Raw genomic sequence first — 16,040 nt, forward strand, 5'->3', positions numbered from 1 at the left:
ACAGGACACCGACACCAACGACCTACCAGCGCTCAGCGCCTAACAACAACGAGGAATCACGCTCAACCGCAAACACCACGTCCAAGGACTTGACCTTGAACGGGGGCCAACGTCCCACTGTCCGACCAGGGGATGGCGGCCGGCGGAAGCCGGGATCCCGCCGCTGACCTGCGTACGCTCGACGCGGCAGCCAGCCTGGGCGGATCTCGGATGTTAACGGGATGTGACCCCGCGATCACGACCCGCAGAAGGGCGCCCGCGCCGCGGTGGCCCGGCTAGCTGTGTCGGCCGGGGCCTTTGCCGGCCGGCCGCCCTGCCCCGCTCGGCCAACGCCTGCGGTCGGCTGTGTCACCGGCCGCAGCCGGCGCGGCCGGCACCGCCCGGGCGACGGGTCGCCCCCGCGCAACCCGAAGGCGAACCCTCGAACCTTCGACAGGGGTGGTCACGGCGCAGGAGTCAGGAGAACCACTCGACCGTCGACGTTGAGGATGTGACCGTCGCCGAGGCGGGCAAGGGGCTCATCCCAGTGGACATGGCCGCACACCGTCAGAGCTGGCGCGTGGGCGCGGAGGCGCGCGCCGACAGCGCGGTTGCCGGCCTGGCCGATCCCGTCGCCTGCGGGTCCTTCGTGCAGGACCAGTACGTCGGGTCTGTCGGCGAGCACGGCGTCGATCGAAGCGAGCTGCCGGCCCTCGCTGCGGCGTCCCGGCCGGTGCGGGTCGCCGACGATGCCGCTCACGCCGGCGAAGCGGACACCTCCGTGGTCGACCCAGGTGCCGTCCAGCAGGGTTGCGGCCGGGCCGAGGTCACGGAGATCGTCGGCGGACACGACATCGTGGTTGCCGGCCACGCCTAGCACCGACGGGCACCCGGCCGCCGCGAACGCCAGCCACACGTCGTCGACCTCACCGGAGGCGCCCCGACGATCCGCCCGGGGCGACGAGTACAGATCACCGGCGAGGACCACCACGACGCGCTGCGGCGGCGGCAGGAGTCCCTGGTCGGCCCACACGTGCAGATAGTCGGCCAGCGCCACACCCAGCAGTACCGGCGCGCCGCCCCACGGCGAGGGGGCCACGCCCTGCAGGTCGCCGGTCACCACCACCGCGTCGCAGCCGTCCGGCACGGCGGCGACCCCGAGGCGGCCCACCGGCAGCCGCACCGTTTCGGTCCCGCCTCCGGAACGCGCCTGCTGGTATGCGACTTCGGTGACGGCCTTGACGTCCGGGCCGGTGATGCGCACGTCGACACCGTAGCCGCGCCATGCTGATCCGTCGCGCCCTATCCCCCAGCGCCCGGTCACGTACCGTACGCAACCCCGGACCGGCCCGGCGGTAGGCGGAATCCGGCGAGCATAGAGATCGACACGATGTCGAGAACTGGTGATCGGCTCCGTCACCGCGGTGAACGTGACCATGATGGGTCGCACCAGCACTGAGGAGAACCAAGATGGCCAAGTACCTGCTGCTCAAGCACTACCGCGGCGCTCCGGCTCCGGTCAACGACGTGCCGATGGACCGGTGGACGCCGGAAGAGATCTCGGCGCACGTGCAGTACATGAACGACTTCGCCGCCCGGCTCGAAGGGACCGGCGAGTTCGTCGACGGTCAGGCGCTCGCCCCCGAGGGGACGTTCGTCCGGTACGACGGCGAGGGGCGCCCGCCGGTCACCGACGGCCCGTTCGCCGAGACCAAGGACCTCATCGCCGGCTGGATGGTGATCGACGTCGACAGCTACGAGCGCGCCGTCGAGCTGGCCGGGGACCTGTCGGCCGCCCCCGGGGCGGGCGGGAAGCCGATCCACGAGTGGCTTGAGGTGCGCCCGTTCCTGGCCGCGCCGCCCACCATCACGGAGTGACCTCTCGGATGAACGAGGCCCTGCTCCGGAGCCTCACGCCGAGCGTGCTCGGGATCCTCGTCCGCCGTGGAGTCGACTTCGCGGCGGCCGAGGACGCCGTGCAGGACGCGCTGGTCGAGGCGGTCCGCGTCTGGCCGGCCGACCCGCCGCGCGACCCGAAGGGCTGGCTGGTCACCGTGGCCTGGCGCCGGTTCCTCGACACGACCCGGTCGGACGCCGCCCGCCGCCGGCGTGAGGACCTCGTCGACGAGGAGCCGGCACCCGGGCCCGCCCCCGGGGTGGACGACACGCTCCAGCTCTACTTCCTGTGCGCCCACCCGTCGCTGACGCCGTCGTCCGCGATCGCGCTCACCCTGCGCGCCGTCGGCGGGCTGACCACCCGCCAGATCGCCCACGCCTACCTGGTGCCCGAGGCGACCATGGCGCAGCGCATCAGCCGGGCCAAGCGCACCGTCTCCGGAGTACGGTTCGACCAGCCCGGCGACGTCGCCACCGTGCTGCGCGTCCTCTACCTGGTCTTCAACGAGGGCTACTCCGGCGACGTCGACCTCGCCGCCGAGGCCATCCGGCTCACCCGGCAGCTCGCGGCGGCGATCGACCATCCCGAGGTGGCGGGGCTGCTCGCCCTCATGCTGCTCCACCACGCCCGGCGCGCCACCCGCACCACGCCCGACGGCAGCCTGGTGCCGCTCGCCGAGCAGGATCGCCGCCGATGGGACACCAGGGCGATCGCCGAGGGCGTCCAGATCCTCCAGGCGGCCCTCGCCCGGGACCGGCTGGGCGAGTTCCAGGCCCAGGCCGCCATCGCGGCACTGCACGCCGACGCGCCCACCGCCGGGGAGACCGACTGGGTGCAGATCGTCGAGTGGTACGACGAACTCGCGCGCCTCACCGGCAGCCCGGTCGTCCGGCTCAACCGCGCGGTGGCGGTCGGCGAGGCCGACGGACCGCGCGCCGGGCTGGCGGCGCTCGCGGCGCTGGACGACTCACTGCCCCGCCACGCGGCGGTGGCGGCGTACCTCCACGAGCGCGACGGCGACCTGGCGACGGCGGCACGGCTGTACGCCGAGGCGGCCCACCGGGCCCCCAACCTCGCCGAGCGCGACCACCTGACCCGCCAGGCCGCCCGGCTCAACGCCCGCCGGCGGCGCTGACGGGTCACGCCACGTGGAACCCGCCCGGCCAGGTGTCGGGCGATCGTGCTGCGAGGGCCGCCCGGGTGCGGTCCGGGTCAGGCGGCGTCTTCCCGCCGGTCGAGGGTCAGCGCGGCGGCACGGTGGGCCCGCTGCCGATGTCGAGGTAGTCGGCGAGCCGGGCGGCGCCGGTGAGCATCGCCCTGCCGCGCTCGGTGAGCCGTTCCCGCCACTGGCGCAGGGACGCGGCGAGTGGTTCCGTGCCGCCGGCGTCGCGCACCCGACGCAGTACGCCGGCGATGTGGTCGAGCCGGTACCCGCCACGGCGCAGCAGGTGTGCGAGTTCGGCGTCGCGGACGTCGTCCGGCGAGTAGGCGCGGTAGCGGGTCGCCGGATCGCGTGCCGGCTGGAGGATCCCGGCCCGCTCCCATTTGCGCAGGGTCGCCGGTCGGACGCCGAGCCGGTGCGCCAGGGCACTGATCGGCACGGCCTTCCGGGTCTGCGGTCTGCGCTCCGTGCCGATGAGTACCGCGACGGCCACCTCGACCGCGTCCAGGGTCTCTCGGTCGCGTTGCAGCAGGGCATGGCTGCGGTCGATCGCGCACAACGCGGTGTCGATCTCGCCCCGGTTGACGGCGCGCATGATCTCGCCGCTGGCCGCGTGGCCGTGGCCCGGGATCAGCGCGAGGTAGGCGCTCAGCGCCTTCGCGTGCACCTCGGTGAACCGTCGGTAGCCGCTTGAGCTGCGCTCGGCCGACGGTAGGACGCCGTCCCGCTCGTAGTTGCGCACGGTCTGTGTGGACAGGCCGTGCGCCCGCGCGAGGTCGGCCGGCCGGCGTACCCCGGTGTTTGAGGTTTTCATGGCTGTCATCGCGCTCGATCGGTCGAAAGTCTCAACGGGTGATGCAACGATACGGTCAATGGGGTGACGTTCTTCCTCGACCTGCTTGCCGTACCGCCGACCCTGCTCGCGCTCGGCGAGCCGACCCATGGCGAGTCCGCCTTCCTCCAGCTCCGCAACGGGGCCTTCGCGTCGCTGTGCGAGCGTGGCTACCGGTCGATCGCGCTGGAGATCGACCGGGCCGCCGCGCTGGTCGCCGACGAGTTCGTCCGAGGCTCCGCCACCGTGACGCTCGACCGCGCGCTCGCCGAGGGGTTCAGCCACGAGTGGGGTGTCGCCCCGGCCAACCGCGACCTGCTGCTGTGGATGCGCGAGTGGAACGCCGGGCGGCCGGCTTCCGAGCACCTGACGTTCCACGGCTTCGACGCCCCGCTGGAGATCGCCGGCGCCCCGAGTCCGCGGCGCTATCTGGTCCAGGTTTGTGACTTCCTCGGCTCCCACCGATCGGCGGAGATCGGCGAACTGGTCGGTGCCGAGGAGCGGTGGAGCGATCCGGCCGCGATCTGGGAGCCGGGCAGGTCGATCGGGCGCTCGGCCGACGCCCAGCGCCTGCGGGTGATCGCCGACGACCTGCTGACCGAACTGTTCATGCAGGCGCCCCGGCGGCCCGATGGCTGGCGGGCGGCGCTCGTGCAGGCGACCTCCGCGGTCGCGGTGCTGCGCTACCACGCGGCAGCCGCCGCACCGCTGCCGCAGCCCGAGCGTGTCGCCCGCCTGGTCGGGGTCCGGGACGCGTTGATGGCCGAGAACCTGCTCGCGATCCGCTCGGCCGAGGCGCACCGTGGTCCGACGCTGGTCTTCGCGCACAACCGGCATCTCCAGCGCCAGCCGAGCACGATGACGATGGCCGGGATGGAGCTGTCGTGGTCCAGCGCGGGCGCGATCGTCGGATCACTGCTCGGCGACCGGTACGCGGTGATCGCCGGCAGCCTCGGTGCCAGTCCCGCGCTCGGCATCGGGGCACCGGACCCGTCGACGTACGAGGGGAAGCTCCAGCAGACGACCCGCCTCCCCCGATACGTCCGGGCCACGGAGGTGGAGCGAGGCGAGCAGCGGACCCACGACTACCGCTACTTCCCGCTGGACCAGGCCACCGTCGAGCACGCCGACGCGCTGTTGCACGTCCCGACCGGCACCGGCCCGGCCATGCTCGCCGATCGGATCCGCACGCTGCCCGGCGTCGAGCAGCTCGTGGCGAGCGAGGAGAACGGATCACCGGAAGGCACCTGGGGCGACCGGTTCCTCTACGTCGGTCCGGACCGTCGACAGCCGTTCGCCACCATCGTCGAACACGACGTGCCCGGCTTCGACGAGGCATCCCAACTCGACCGCCCCGGCGTCTTCCGCCTCAACCTGGACCTGGGCCGGGCCGAGTTCGAGAGACTGTTCGGCTTCCCACCCAGGGACTTCGACGAGCACCGGCACGAATTCGACTTCGCCCGGCTGGACACTCTCGTGCCGCATCCGGGCTACGCGCTCCACGGCTTCGGCAGCATCGTCATGCCCGGCCCACAGATGCTGCCCGAGATCGACCGGCTGGTCGCGATCGCCCACGCCCGAGCAGTCGCCCGCCACGACCGCGCCACCCGCCGGGCCACCGACCAGCAGGGCTGAGGGCCTTTGACCACCCGCCGCGCGGACGGGGTTCCCCTCTCCGCGCGGCGGGGTCGGGTCATTCGCGTCCGGTGATCTCGACGGTGGTGCGGGCGAGCGTCCTGCCCGTTGCGTCCAGAGAAGTCAGCAGGACGGTGTCGTCGACGGCGTCGACGGCGGTGGCGGGCACCAGGAACATCTGGGCGTGGACGTCCGCCCGGACGCCGGCGGGTGCGCCGACCACGACGGTCCGCGCGTCCCGGGTGGGCAGGTAGCCGACGAGACCACCGAGGGTCTCGCTGACCGTGTGCTCGGCACCGCCGCTGGTCGCGCCGACGGCCGCCTCGTGACGGCCGGAGGCGAGGCTCTCGACGTACCAGCCCGACGATCCCGTCCAGAGCCGGAGCGTACGACCGTCGTCCAGCGCGACCGTCGAGACCACGGCGTAACTGGCGGGCGGCTGCCACGCCTGCTGCGGCGCCGCCGGATGCGGAGCGAGCATGATGATCGCCGCGATCACCAGGGACGCCACCGCGAGCCCCACGAGGCTGCGGAGGGGGGCGTGGAACCGAGCGCTGTTCATGCCACGATTCTCACCGCTTTGGACGGTCACCGGAGTCAGCCGGATCGCCGGATCTCCGGCTCCGCACTCCTCCCCTGCGTTCACCTATGGTGGACCGCATCCGATCAGACTCCCGCCGTCGTCGCACCGCACCTGGCCGGGGCGGTCACTTGAAGATCGCCAGCGGATCGATGACGATCTCGCCGGCCCGGTCGTCCCAGTTCTCGACCCGCCCCAGGCAGCGGGCTCGGAAGGGCCCGTTCGGCACCCGGAAGCGCAGGTCGGCGTCGTCGCAGTCGACCCGTACGCGGGGCGCGGCGGACGGGTCGTCGGGTTCCCCGTACGGCGCCTGGAAGGTGAGCGTCCTCGGGTCGTCGCCACCTTTGCGGTACACGCCCCTGATCAGCACGAACTGATCCAGGTCGCGTAGTCGGACCGCGCCGCGCGCCCCCGCCGAATGGTCGCGGGACAGGTCCCGGGCCAGCATCGGGGGCAGGGTGACGGTCTGCCGCTCCAGATCGACGTACGCGACATCGCCGGCCTTCTCCAGCACGTCCATGATGATGCCGACGACCGTTATCGGCTCGTCCTTCTCGATGTACTCGTGGAACACGTTGCGGTCGACCTGTCGGGTCAGCGCGGCGTCGGTGAGCCCCGCGAACGCCGCCCGGACCTCGGCGTTCGTGCTGCGGGTGATCTCCTCCCGGACGGCCCGCTCCAGCGCCGGCTTGTATCGCAACTGCTGATACATGCCCATGATGGCCTTGGTGTTCAGGTAGAAGGCCACGTCCAGGCTGCGGGGCCGGCGCCGGTGCGTGCGCCAGCGCCCCACCAGCAGCAGCGCGACGCCGACCCAACAGAGCGCCGTCGCGGACCACAGCAGGCTCCAGGAGCCCCAGACCTGCCACCAGAGAGCATCAGTAGCAGCCACGGATGTCCCCGAACGCGTCGAGCAGGGACGAGCGGGTGGCGTCGACCATCCGACCGCCGGTCGCGCGGGCGACCCGGGCCAGTTCCACCGGATCGGCCTCGCCGTAGCGGATAGCGAAGACGGGCACTGATCGGCCTCCTCGGCGTACGGTACGCAGAAATTCCTCCGGACCGATGCCCGCGTTGTTCTCACCGTCGGTCATCAGCACCACAGCCACGGACCGGTCGCCGTCGCTCTCGATGGCCTCGCGGTACGCGTGCGACAGCGCCGACCAGACGGCCGTGTCGGCGTCGAACTGGCCGGAGCCCACGAAGTCGCGCAGCGCATCGAGGTCGCGCTGGCTTTCGACGGTGAAGTTGCGTTCCCGCAGTACCCGCCCGCCGAACTGGACGACCGTGAAGCGCTCACCCCGGTAGAACCGGAAGAATTTGCCCCGGTGGGTCCGGTCGGCCCCGCTCAGCCCGGCGAAGGCGTCCCGCAGTGCCGAGATCCGCGCCCCCCTCATGGAGCCGGAGTAGTCGAGCACGAAGATGACCCGCCCCGGGCGGCGCAGCTTCGGGTCGGCGTACTTCTCCAACAGCGTGTCGACGACCGCCCGCTGGTCCGGGAAGTACAGCGCGGTGCCGATCGATCCGGTCAGCCGCGGATCGCGTCGGCTGGCGGGGTTCACCGGTCGGCGCAGCGTGCGCTGGCTGATCCGTTCCTGCACCTGGTTGCTACGCAGCCAGGAGACCACCGTGTCGTAGCGGGCCCGCTCCGCCTGGTCGAGGAGTACGAGCGGATGGTCGGACTGCACGATCCCGTCCGCCGGATAGACGATCTCCAAGGGGCGCCGCAGCTTCCCGCTGGCGTTGAGCGACAGCAGCGTCGCCTCGTGCCCGATCAGCGCCTCGACGTCGTCCTGGCGGGCCACGAACGAGTCGACCAGCGCGGCGGAGGACGGGGCGGACAGCGTCTGGCCGCTGAGGAATCCGCGCAGTCGGTCGCACGTGACGTCCTCGGGTCGCAGCGCGGCGCCGGTGCCCGCAGCGGCGGTCGCCACGCCCACCAGCGCCGGCAGGGCGGCGCCGCTGCCCCGGGGGTCGGCCATCGCCAGCCGTAGCGTGCCGGCGGCGGCGCCGTCAGCGACGTCCGCCCAGGTCAGGGGCGCACCGGCGGCCTGCCGGCGGAGCTTCGCCCCGGCCTCGGGCGTTACTCCGACAACCACCGGGGAGAGCATGATCGGTGTGCTGATCGGGGCGGGTGCGGGGTGGTCCGGGTCGTTCAGGACGAGTTGGAGGTATCCGCCCGAGGAGAGCCAGGCCAGGTCGTACGGCTGGTCGGCGGTGGGCAGTGGCGACGTGTCGACGCCGGGACGGTAGTCGACCCGCACCGCCACGCCGGTCTCGCGGCGCAGGTCGTCGAGAATCGGCTGCATGTCGGCGAGGTCGGTGCTGGCCAGGATCCGCAACGGCGGCCTGGCCGGGACATCGGGCGTGCAGGCGGTGGCCAGCGCCAGCGCGCAGAGCGCGGAGGCGCATCGTCGGAGCCGGTGCCGGCTCATCGCGAAGGACAGTTACCGGTCATGGTGATCATCCGCTCCAACGTGTCGAACGGCGGCCAGTGTGCGGTGGTGCCGGTGTGCACGGCCTCCGGCGGCCGGGGGAGGCCCTGGGCGTCGAGGTGGTGCTGGAGCGGGCCGCCGTCGGCGGCGAAGCTCTCGCCGACAGGTCGGAACCCGAGTTCGATGGCCCGCCGTCGCAGGTCGGGGTCCTTGGTGAGCAACTGCCCGACCCGCTCCCCGGCGGGCGTGAGCGGGATGAACTGAGGTTCGGTGAGGAAGTTGACCGACGGATACAGCAGTATCCGGTCCGCGTCCACGCTTCCGGTGTGGGTCTTGAACCGCAACTGGTACGACAGGTACTGGTGCTCGTAGATCACCACGATCGGCCGGCTCCGGCCCTCCGGCGACGTGTAGGGCTCGATCAGGTCGGCCGGCGGTAGACCGATCACCCCGAGCAGCGGCTCGATCGCAGCGGCCAGTTTCTCGGCTGCGCGCTGGTCCTTCGGAATCTCCTCACCGTTGCGCACGAACGCGACCAGCGCCATGTAGGTGGCGGCCGAGTTCGCACGGCAGATGTCCGGGGTCCAGGCGGTGACCCGGTTCGCGCTGGCCAGCCGGCCGAAGGAGTTCCAGCGCCGGCCGTCCTGGACGAGCTGGAGAAATCGCTTCAGGTCGAGGCGGTAGTACAGCTCCGGCCCGGCGTCGCCCGTCACCGGGACGGCGATGCCGGCCGCCTGCAGGCTCTCCGCGTACTCGCGGTAGCTGGCCAGGACGATCGGACTGGTGAACGGCTTGTAGGTGGTCGTGCTGCGGCCCTGATCCTTGAGCCTCGCCAGGATCAGGTCCGCAGCGGGCTGCCCGGAGGGAAACACGAAATCGTACGGGTCGAGGCTGTTGGTGGCGATGTCCCGCGAACCGCCACGGCTGATGTGGACCCGGACGTGGTGTTTCAGCAGCAGCCGCTCGACCTCGGCGTCGAGGAAGTACTCCGATTTGGAGGCCAGTCTGCCCTCGACCACGGCGATCGGCCTGAGCGGTGCCCAGGCGTTGCCGGACAGGAGCAGGATCAGCGATCCGATCGCGGCGACCACCGACACCGGCACGATCGACCACAGGAAGCGCCCGCCGAGAAATGCCCGGCTGGGCTGCCACTGGATGGCGAGACGGGGTTCCTCGACAGCCGACCTACCGAGAGCCACGGCATCCCCCAGGTCCGCTCCCGATCCACCTGCGCACAGGGTAACAACCACGGCAAGAGCGCGACGCGCGCCGATTCAGGCGCGCTCCCGGTGGACGCTCCGGGCCGCCGGCCCGGGGTGGCGACCGGCTCCGTCGACTCACGGGCGACCTGTCCCCGTCGACTCACGGGGTGCCGCGTCCGCCGCCACTCAGTCGAGACAGAACTCGTTGCCCTCGACGTCCTGCATCACGAGGCACGACTCGTTGTAGCCGTCGGCAAGCAGCAGTCGCACGCGTACCGCGCCGAGCGCGATCAGTCGTGCGCATTCGGCCTCAAGGGCGGCCAGCCGCTCGTCACCCACGAGCCCGGTGCCGACCCGTACGTCAAGATGCAGCCGATTCTTGACGACCTTGCCTTCGGGAACGCGCTGGAAGAACAGTCGCGGGCCCACCCCGGAGGGATCACCGCAGGCGAACGCCGCACCCTGACGCTCAGGCGGCAGCTCACGATCGAAATCGTCCCAGGTGGCAAACCCCTCCGGTGGCGGCGGTACGACGTACCCCAGCACCTCGCACCAGAACCGAGCGACGCGCTCGGGTTCCGCGCAGTCGAAGGTGATCTGGACCTGCCTGACCGACGCCATCGGTCCACCATAGAGGTGGAGTCTTTCCGTCGTCACCACGGGGAACCGGCCCGGTCGGGCGCGGCCCGGGGTGCTGGGACACTATCGTTCTGGCGTGCACATCCGTTTCGACGTCCCCGCCGATCCCGCCTATCCCGGCCGCGTGGCCGCTGCGCTCAGCAGCGTCCGGCTGCGCAGGTACGGCTACGTCGGCGCGGTGCTGGCGGCGGTCGGAGCGATCGGTCTCGCGGTCTCGTGGGGGTTCGCGTGGGGCGAGCAGGTCTCGCCGCTGTGGTTGTCGATGGCCGTGGCTGGTGTGCTGTCGATGCTGTACTCGCCGTGGGTGCGGTGGCGCGCCCGACGCCGCTCCGGTCGCTACGCCGTCGAGGGCGGCTACGACATCACCGACGACAACATCATGATGCGCAGCGGCTCGGAGTCCGGCGGCATCGCCTGGGACGGGGTCGCCCAGGTGAGGGACACCCCGGAGTTCTGGATCGTGTACGTGGGCCGGATGCCGGCGACCGTGATCCCCCGCCGCTTGATGTCCGCCGAGGACGCCGAGACGCTGCGAGCCTTCATGACCGGACGTGGGCTGCTCCAGCCCCGTTGATCTCGTCTCCCACCGACCGCGCCGGCCGGACCCCCGAGTTCGTCGGGCCGGTCGTCGACTGACCGGACGGTGTACGCGCTGCCGCATCGACCCGCGCCGCCCACCCTGCCCGCCCCGCGTTCACCACGGATGATCCCCGACACGAACTACGATCTTGGCGCGGGCGTGTTCCACCTCAAGGCGGCGGATCGCCGCGGCCGTTTCCGCCAGCGGATACGTCCGCTCCACGATGGGTGTCAGCTTTCCGGACTCCAGGAGCTCGGTGAGGACGGCGAGGTTCGCGGCGCTGGGGACGGCACTGAGCTGGAGCACCCGGTGACGGACGAACCGGGCCACCAGCGTGCCCCGCACCATCAGGCCCATCGGGCCGACGAGGCTGCCGCCACCCGACACCCCGCCGCCGGAGAGCACCACCGTTCCCCGTGGGGTCAGGGCCCGCCGCAGGTCGGCCAGTGACCGGTTGCCGACCAGGTCGAGCACCACGTCGTAGCGTCCACGGTCGCGGGCGAAGTCGTCGCGGGTGTAGTCGACGGTGTGGTCGGCCCCCAGCGACTCGACGAGTTCGGCGTTCATCGCACTGCACACCGCGGTCACCTCGGCGCCGTACGCCTTCGCGAGCTGCACGGCGAACGTGCCCACGCCGCCCGAGGCTCCGTTGATCAGAACGCGGTGCCCGGCACCGACGCGGGCCCGGTCGCGCAGCCCGATCAGCGCCGTGTTCGCCGCGAGGGGAACCGCCGCCGCCTGCCCGTAGGTGAGGTTTCTCGGCATGGTGGACACCGCCCGCGCCGGGGCGCAGACGTACTCCGCGAATGCGCCGTGGGCCTCGCCGTACACGTCATCTCCCGGGTGGAGGTGTGTGACGTCGGCGCCGACCGCCTCGACGACGCCGGCGAAGTCGGTGCCCCGTACGGTCACTTTCGGGCCGCGCAGGCCGAGCTCCGGGGCGCCCAGGCGGGCCACATAGGGGTCGCCCCGCAGGAAGTGCCAGTCGCGGGCGTTGACCGAGGCGGCCCGCACCCGGACCAGCACCTGGGAACGGGTCGGGGTGGGCGTCTCGACGTCGGCCAGCCGGAGCACGTCCGGGTCGCCGTAACGGTGGTGGACGATGGCTTTCATCTACGCCTCCACAAGCTTCGTCGCGCGGGTCGGAACGGCCGGGACGGGGTGTCGCCGGCGGATCAGCCATTCGGCGATGGCCAGATTGAGCGTCCAGGCGGCACCCATGAGCGCCGCTCGGGACAACTCGGTGGTCGGACCCACCGCCAGCATCCAGGTCGACAGCAGTACGGCCTGCGTCCCCGCGCCCTGCCCGATCGCGTAGCCCCGCATCATCCAGGCCCGATGTTGGCGGATACGGCGCTGCCGGATGGTCAGGAAACCCGCGGCGATGGACCCGAACATGGCCGCCGCGAACAGGTACCGCAACGCCATGAGCAGTGGACCGTCACCTGGCGGCAGCGGGTAGGAGGCGTTCATCCACCAGCCGGTCGCGGCCACCGTGAGCCCGCACAGGACGAGAACCCGCCCCGTCCGGCGGTGCCAGGTCCGGTGCCGGGCGCGGAACCCCGGCGCGAACTGGAGCGCCCCCAACACGCTGAACGCGACGGCGGCGACGATGTGCAGCAGCACCGGGACCGGCGCGGCGAAGAAGCGTTCGTTCGCGGGCGTCACCTCCCCGCCGGAGAGGGCGGCCACCCGCAGCGCGCCGCCGAACGTGGGGACCGCACTGAGCAGGAGAAGCCCGGTGATGAGGGGCCAGTCCCGGCGTCTTGTCGTCATGGCCTGAGCATGGCGATCGGAGGTCTGCGGGTTCATCGGTCCACGGGCCGCAGGCGAACCGGCCGATGGTCGGGGACGTGGACCGTACTTTCGGCGGCCGTCCTGGGCGGGGGGTCGCCTCAGCCGCCGCGCACCCGATCGGTCTCGTACGCCCACATCGCGACCTCGACCCGGTTACGCGCCCCCAGCTTCGCCATCAGGCTGGCGATGTGGGTCTTGACCGTGCTCAGCGTGATGTGCAGCTCGGCCGAGATCTCCGTGTTGGTGCGTCCCCGGGCCACCGCGGACAGCACCTGCTCCTCCCGGTCGGTGAGCCGGTCGATCGGCTGCCGGGGCGGGGCGGCCGGCCCGGCGTCGGCGAACGCCTTGAGCAGCCGGGTGGTGATGCTCGGCGCGATCAGGGCATCCCCCCGGGCCGCCGCGTGGATGGCCTGGGTGAGCAGGGCCGGGCCGCAGTCCTTGAGTACGAAGCCCTTGGCGCCGGCCCGCAGGGCGGCGTAGACGTACTCGTCCAGGTCGAAGGTCGTGATGACCACCACCGCCAACGGGTCCACGACTCCCGGCCCGGCCAGCAGCCGGGTCGCCTCGATCCCGTCCAGACCGGGCATCCGAATGTCGAACAGGCACACGTCGGGGCGTAGCCGCCGAGCCAACTCGACCGCCCGCTGCCCGGTGGCCGCCTCCCCGATCACCTCGACGTCGGGCTGAGCGTTGAGGATCATCGCCAGCCCGGTGCGCACGATCTCCTGGTCGTCCGCCACGATCACCCGCACGCTCCCGGGTCGGCTCATGCCGCAGCCCGGGGCAGCGCGGCGGTGACCGTCCAGCCGTGGTCGCGGTCGGGCCCGGCGTCGACCGAGCCGCCGAGCAGGTGGGCCCGCTCCCTCATGCCGATCAGTCCGAAGCCGCCGCGCCCGGACACCCGCGCGGTCGGGCCGCCCCCGTCGTCGCTCACCCGCAGGTGCACCATGTTCTCATCCGCCACGACCCGCACCGTGATCCGTGTCGCGTCCTGGGCGTGCCGGCGGGCATTGGTGACCGACTCCTGGGCCAGCCGGTAGATCGTGGCCGCCACCGACGCCGGTAGTCCATCCAGATCGCCGACCAGCTCCACCTCCACGGCCGGACCGTGATCGGCATGGCCGGCCAGCCGCTGGAGGTCGGCGATGCGCGGAGTCGGCAGACGCTCGGCCGGTTCGTCGTGGCGCAGGGCCCGCACCATCGTGCGCATCTCGGCCAGGGCCCGGCTCGCCTCGGCCTCGATGATCCGCAGCGCGTCGGCAGCGGCCGAGGGTTGCGTCTCCATCATGGCCAACCCGGCCTGGGCCCGGACCGCCATCGCGGACACGTGGTGGGCGACCGTGTCGTGCAGGTCGCGGGCCAGCCGCTCCCGTTCGAGCAACTTCACCTGCTCGAACTCGCGTTGGCGAGCCCGGGCCCGCCACCGTAGCGCGGCCCCGACCGCGAGCGCGGCCGAGATCACCCCGGCTCCGGCCAGGGCGTCCCCGGGGCCGACGTAGCCGACCGCCGCCGACCAGGTGATCTTCGCGGCGACGATGGCCGCGCCGAACGCGGCCTCCCGCCCCGAGCCCCACCGCGACAGCGAGAACACCAGGAACAGCAGGAAGGCCAGCGTGTTCATCCGGAGATCGCCGTGTACGAGGACCTCGCCCAGGGCGCAGGCCGGGAAGGCGACCACCGTCATCAGCAGCGGCCTGGTCCGCCGCCACAGCAGCACCGGGGTGAGGCCGACTCCGATCAGAACCGGCACGACGGTCGGCGATGGCAGGTCCGACCGGACGAGCCCTTCCAGCGACCCCGCCGCCGCGAGCAGGGCCACCAACGCCCAGTCGCGCCACCCGCGCCGTGGCGGGTTCGCCGGGCGAGGCTCACGCCACCAGGACCGCAGCAGCTCGCGCACCACCTGATCGTACGGGCGGGCACCGCACCCGTTCCATACCCTCCTGGTGCGCCTCGGGACTGCCGCATGATCGCGGCTTCGGGCGCCGGCCAGTTTGGAAGTGCCTACCGGCGGCTGTCTCGGTCTGGTTCGGCGGGCACGGTTGCGGTACTTGGCCGCTGTGGTGCTGTCGTTTGTCTGGTCCAGCCGATGAAGCGGTGGTGTAGTGCGCCGGCCGGTGCCCAGGGCATGTCCTCGGCGGCTTGGACGAGGTAGGAGCCGAGGTAGAGGGCCAGCGACACCGGGGCGTCGGCGTACTCCGCCCGCAGCTCCCGTTTACGGGTGAGGCAGGGCCAGGGCAGGTCGCAGCCGCCACAGCTCCAGATCGGCAGGACCGGGCCGTGGGTGCTCACCGCGCACCACCCAGGAACTGGACGGTGATCGTGCGGGCCTGACGGCTGGTCGCCCAGTTCACCTGCCAGCACGGATACGGGACCAACCGTGACCACCAGCGGTGGCAGCCGACACACATCCCGTCGAGCCCTCGGACATGCACCGCGAGGATCGCCTGTTCCTGGCTACCGCTCACTACTCACCTTCCTGCGGCCAATGGCCACGATTGATCGGGACCAAGTGCCGGGCACGACAGGGCAAGTCGGCTCCACAGCGACAGATGCGCGCCGCTGCTGTGCCACGGCCTGCTCGGCGGCCTGGCGGCGCTGGCCGGTGCCGGGTGGTGGTGGTGAGTCCGCCCGCCGCAGCAGCCAGCGCAGGATGTCGCACAGCTCGGACCAGACCGCCACAGATTCCGAGGGTCTGCCACCAGCGCTGCCAGGTCGACCCGGCAACAGTGCTCATCGGCTCGCGGCGTCGAGCAGGAGGGCGGCATCGACCAGCAACTCCTGACACCACGGCCCGGTGCAGTCGGACGACGGCCAGCCGCACTCGACAAGGTGCGCGTACACCCACACCATCCCCAACTCCCAGGACTCGTGGACGCGGACCAGGTCGATGGTCAGGGGGTGCTGGCCGAGGATGCCGGGGCTGGACTGCCACTGATGCCCAGCCAGCCGAACCCGGTGCCCCTCAGCATCGGCGAGGGTACTCACCGGATCGGCCGGGAGTAGCGATACTCGGCGGTGTTCCGCCGATGAGCCTGGGCGATCAGCCGGTCGCGGGCAGCGGCCTGCTCCCGGGCCTGAATGCGCCGGCCGGTGCCAGGGGGTGGGCTGAGCTGGCGGCCGGTGAGCCAGCGGTACAGCCGGCGGATGAGGTGCATGGTGATGTCGCCTCCCTCGCTCCGAGGACGGCGATGTTTGCTCACATCACGTTCGGGATGTGCACCCCCGCCGCTTCAAGCCTCTCGGTGTGGTCCCCCGAGGTACAGGCGACCCGTGTCCGCCGAGCGTCCGCCGCTGTCCGC

The 16,040-nt window shown here is 71.9% G+C and carries 19 protein-coding genes; 4 read left to right on the forward strand and 15 right to left on the reverse strand.

What is annotated here, in order from left to right; translation table 11 throughout:
• Nucleotides 1-442: 442 nt before the first annotated feature.
• Nucleotides 443-1,243: a metallophosphoesterase gene (locus ACIQG9_RS12530; RefSeq protein WP_400400983.1), complete on the reverse strand. Its 801-nt coding sequence runs from the start codon at nt 1,241-1,243 to the stop codon at nt 443-445.
• 206 nt (nt 1,244-1,449) lie between these two features.
• On the opposite strand from ACIQG9_RS12530, the gene ACIQG9_RS12535 reads away from it, so the two are divergent.
• Both ACIQG9_RS12535 and ACIQG9_RS12540 read left to right on the forward strand, forming a co-directional pair.
• Nucleotides 1,450-1,857 (forward strand): YciI family protein, encoded by a 408-nt coding sequence (locus ACIQG9_RS12535; RefSeq protein WP_400400985.1) that lies wholly within the window; start codon nt 1,450-1,452, stop codon nt 1,855-1,857.
• An 8-nt stretch (nt 1,858-1,865) separates the two neighbouring features.
• Nucleotides 1,866-3,011, forward strand: a complete 1,146-nt coding sequence (locus ACIQG9_RS12540) for an RNA polymerase sigma factor (RefSeq protein ID WP_400401657.1) — start codon at nt 1,866-1,868, stop codon at nt 3,009-3,011.
• Between the two features lie 106 nt (nt 3,012-3,117).
• Here the strand turns inward: ACIQG9_RS12540 and ACIQG9_RS12545 are convergent, their stop codons facing one another.
• Complete coding sequence (locus ACIQG9_RS12545; RefSeq protein WP_400400987.1) at nt 3,118-3,861, reverse strand: TioE family transcriptional regulator; 744 nt, start codon at nt 3,859-3,861, stop codon at nt 3,118-3,120.
• A 54-nt stretch (nt 3,862-3,915) separates the two neighbouring features.
• Between ACIQG9_RS12545 and ACIQG9_RS12550 the strand changes: the two genes are divergently transcribed.
• A complete protein-coding gene (locus ACIQG9_RS12550) occupies nt 3,916-5,505 on the forward strand; it encodes a DUF6194 family protein (protein WP_400400989.1) in 1,590 nt (529 codons plus the stop codon).
• A 58-nt stretch (nt 5,506-5,563) separates the two neighbouring features.
• Here the strand turns inward: ACIQG9_RS12550 and ACIQG9_RS12555 are convergent, their stop codons facing one another.
• The 5 genes from ACIQG9_RS12555 to ACIQG9_RS12575 all read right to left on the reverse strand — a co-directional run bounded on the left by ACIQG9_RS12555 (nt 5,564) and on the right by ACIQG9_RS12575 (nt 10,343).
• Nucleotides 5,564-6,067: a hypothetical protein gene (locus ACIQG9_RS12555; RefSeq protein ID WP_400400991.1), complete on the reverse strand. Its 504-nt coding sequence runs from the start codon at nt 6,065-6,067 to the stop codon at nt 5,564-5,566.
• Between the two features lie 145 nt (nt 6,068-6,212).
• On the reverse strand, nt 6,213-6,977 hold the full coding sequence (locus tag ACIQG9_RS12560; protein WP_400400993.1) for a hypothetical protein: 765 nt from the start codon (nt 6,975-6,977) through the stop codon (nt 6,213-6,215).
• A complete protein-coding gene (locus ACIQG9_RS12565) occupies nt 6,964-8,520 on the reverse strand; it encodes a VWA domain-containing protein (RefSeq protein WP_400400995.1) in 1,557 nt (518 codons plus the stop codon). The genes ACIQG9_RS12560 and ACIQG9_RS12565 overlap by 14 nt, the downstream gene beginning before the upstream one ends.
• Nucleotides 8,517-9,719, reverse strand: a complete 1,203-nt coding sequence (locus tag ACIQG9_RS12570) for a hypothetical protein (RefSeq protein WP_400400997.1) — start codon at nt 9,717-9,719, stop codon at nt 8,517-8,519. The genes ACIQG9_RS12565 and ACIQG9_RS12570 overlap by 4 nt, the downstream gene beginning before the upstream one ends.
• A 189-nt stretch (nt 9,720-9,908) precedes the next feature.
• Nucleotides 9,909-10,343 (reverse strand): VOC family protein, encoded by a 435-nt coding sequence (locus ACIQG9_RS12575; protein WP_400400999.1) that lies wholly within the window; start codon nt 10,341-10,343, stop codon nt 9,909-9,911.
• A gap of 94 nt (nt 10,344-10,437) precedes the next feature.
• Between ACIQG9_RS12575 and ACIQG9_RS12580 the strand changes: the two genes are divergently transcribed.
• A complete protein-coding gene (locus tag ACIQG9_RS12580; RefSeq protein WP_400401001.1) occupies nt 10,438-10,935 on the forward strand; it encodes a YcxB family protein in 498 nt (165 codons plus the stop codon).
• Between the two features lie 120 nt (nt 10,936-11,055).
• Here the strand turns inward: ACIQG9_RS12580 and ACIQG9_RS12585 are convergent, their stop codons facing one another.
• The 8 genes from ACIQG9_RS12585 to ACIQG9_RS12620 all read right to left on the reverse strand — a co-directional run bounded on the left by ACIQG9_RS12585 (nt 11,056) and on the right by ACIQG9_RS12620 (nt 15,896).
• Nucleotides 11,056-12,054: an NAD(P)-dependent alcohol dehydrogenase gene (locus ACIQG9_RS12585; protein ID WP_400401003.1), complete on the reverse strand. Its 999-nt coding sequence runs from the start codon at nt 12,052-12,054 to the stop codon at nt 11,056-11,058.
• On the reverse strand, nt 12,055-12,717 hold the full coding sequence (locus ACIQG9_RS12590; RefSeq protein ID WP_400401005.1) for a DUF2306 domain-containing protein: 663 nt from the start codon (nt 12,715-12,717) through the stop codon (nt 12,055-12,057).
• A 119-nt stretch (nt 12,718-12,836) separates the two neighbouring features.
• Entirely contained in the window at nt 12,837-13,508 is a 672-nt protein-coding gene (locus ACIQG9_RS12595) for a response regulator (RefSeq protein ID WP_400401007.1), read from the reverse strand.
• A complete protein-coding gene (locus ACIQG9_RS12600) occupies nt 13,505-14,638 on the reverse strand; it encodes a sensor histidine kinase (protein WP_400401009.1) in 1,134 nt (377 codons plus the stop codon). The genes ACIQG9_RS12595 and ACIQG9_RS12600 overlap by 4 nt, the downstream gene beginning before the upstream one ends.
• Before the next feature lie 104 nt (nt 14,639-14,742).
• Nucleotides 14,743-15,030, reverse strand: coding sequence for a hypothetical protein (locus tag ACIQG9_RS12605; RefSeq protein ID WP_400401011.1), 288 nt, complete (start codon nt 15,028-15,030; stop codon nt 14,743-14,745).
• Nucleotides 15,027-15,206 (reverse strand): hypothetical protein, encoded by a 180-nt coding sequence (locus tag ACIQG9_RS12610; protein ID WP_400401013.1) that lies wholly within the window; start codon nt 15,204-15,206, stop codon nt 15,027-15,029. Before ACIQG9_RS12610 ends, ACIQG9_RS12605 begins: the two co-directional genes overlap by 4 nt.
• A 265-nt stretch (nt 15,207-15,471) precedes the next feature.
• The gene (locus tag ACIQG9_RS12615; protein WP_400401015.1) at nt 15,472-15,726 is read right to left on the reverse strand and encodes a hypothetical protein; all 255 of its coding nucleotides are present in this window, start codon (nt 15,724-15,726) and stop codon (nt 15,472-15,474) included.
• Complete coding sequence (locus tag ACIQG9_RS12620; RefSeq protein ID WP_400401017.1) at nt 15,723-15,896, reverse strand: hypothetical protein; 174 nt, start codon at nt 15,894-15,896, stop codon at nt 15,723-15,725. Before ACIQG9_RS12620 ends, ACIQG9_RS12615 begins: the two co-directional genes overlap by 4 nt.
• Nucleotides 15,897-16,040: the final 144 nt, after the last annotated feature.

Source organism: Micromonospora sp. NPDC092111, assembly GCF_044755745.1.
Classification (GTDB): domain Bacteria; phylum Actinomycetota; class Actinomycetes; order Mycobacteriales; family Micromonosporaceae; genus Micromonospora.

What these genes read in the sequence shown, in the direction of transcription:
- ACIQG9_RS12590 (WP_400401005.1), bottom strand. Translation starts at nt 12,717, where the DNA reads ATGACGACAAGACGCCGGGACTGGCCCCTCATCACCGGGCTTCTCCTG.
- ACIQG9_RS12575 (WP_400400999.1), bottom strand. Translation starts at nt 10,343, where the DNA reads ATGGCGTCGGTCAGGCAGGTCCAGATCACCTTCGACTGCGCGGAACCC.
- ACIQG9_RS12620 (WP_400401017.1), bottom strand. Translation starts at nt 15,896, where the DNA reads ATGCACCTCATCCGCCGGCTGTACCGCTGGCTCACCGGCCGCCAGCTC.
- ACIQG9_RS12540 (WP_400401657.1), top strand. Translation starts at nt 1,866, where the DNA reads ATGAACGAGGCCCTGCTCCGGAGCCTCACGCCGAGCGTGCTCGGGATC.
- ACIQG9_RS12555 (WP_400400991.1), bottom strand. Translation starts at nt 6,067, where the DNA reads ATGAACAGCGCTCGGTTCCACGCCCCCCTCCGCAGCCTCGTGGGGCTC.
- ACIQG9_RS12585 (WP_400401003.1), bottom strand. Translation starts at nt 12,054, where the DNA reads ATGAAAGCCATCGTCCACCACCGTTACGGCGACCCGGACGTGCTCCGG.
- ACIQG9_RS12565 (WP_400400995.1), bottom strand. Translation starts at nt 8,520, where the DNA reads ATGAGCCGGCACCGGCTCCGACGATGCGCCTCCGCGCTCTGCGCGCTG.
- ACIQG9_RS12535 (WP_400400985.1), top strand. Translation starts at nt 1,450, where the DNA reads ATGGCCAAGTACCTGCTGCTCAAGCACTACCGCGGCGCTCCGGCTCCG.
- ACIQG9_RS12595 (WP_400401007.1), bottom strand. Translation starts at nt 13,508, where the DNA reads ATGAGCCGACCCGGGAGCGTGCGGGTGATCGTGGCGGACGACCAGGAG.
- ACIQG9_RS12545 (WP_400400987.1), bottom strand. Translation starts at nt 3,861, where the DNA reads ATGACAGCCATGAAAACCTCAAACACCGGGGTACGCCGGCCGGCCGAC.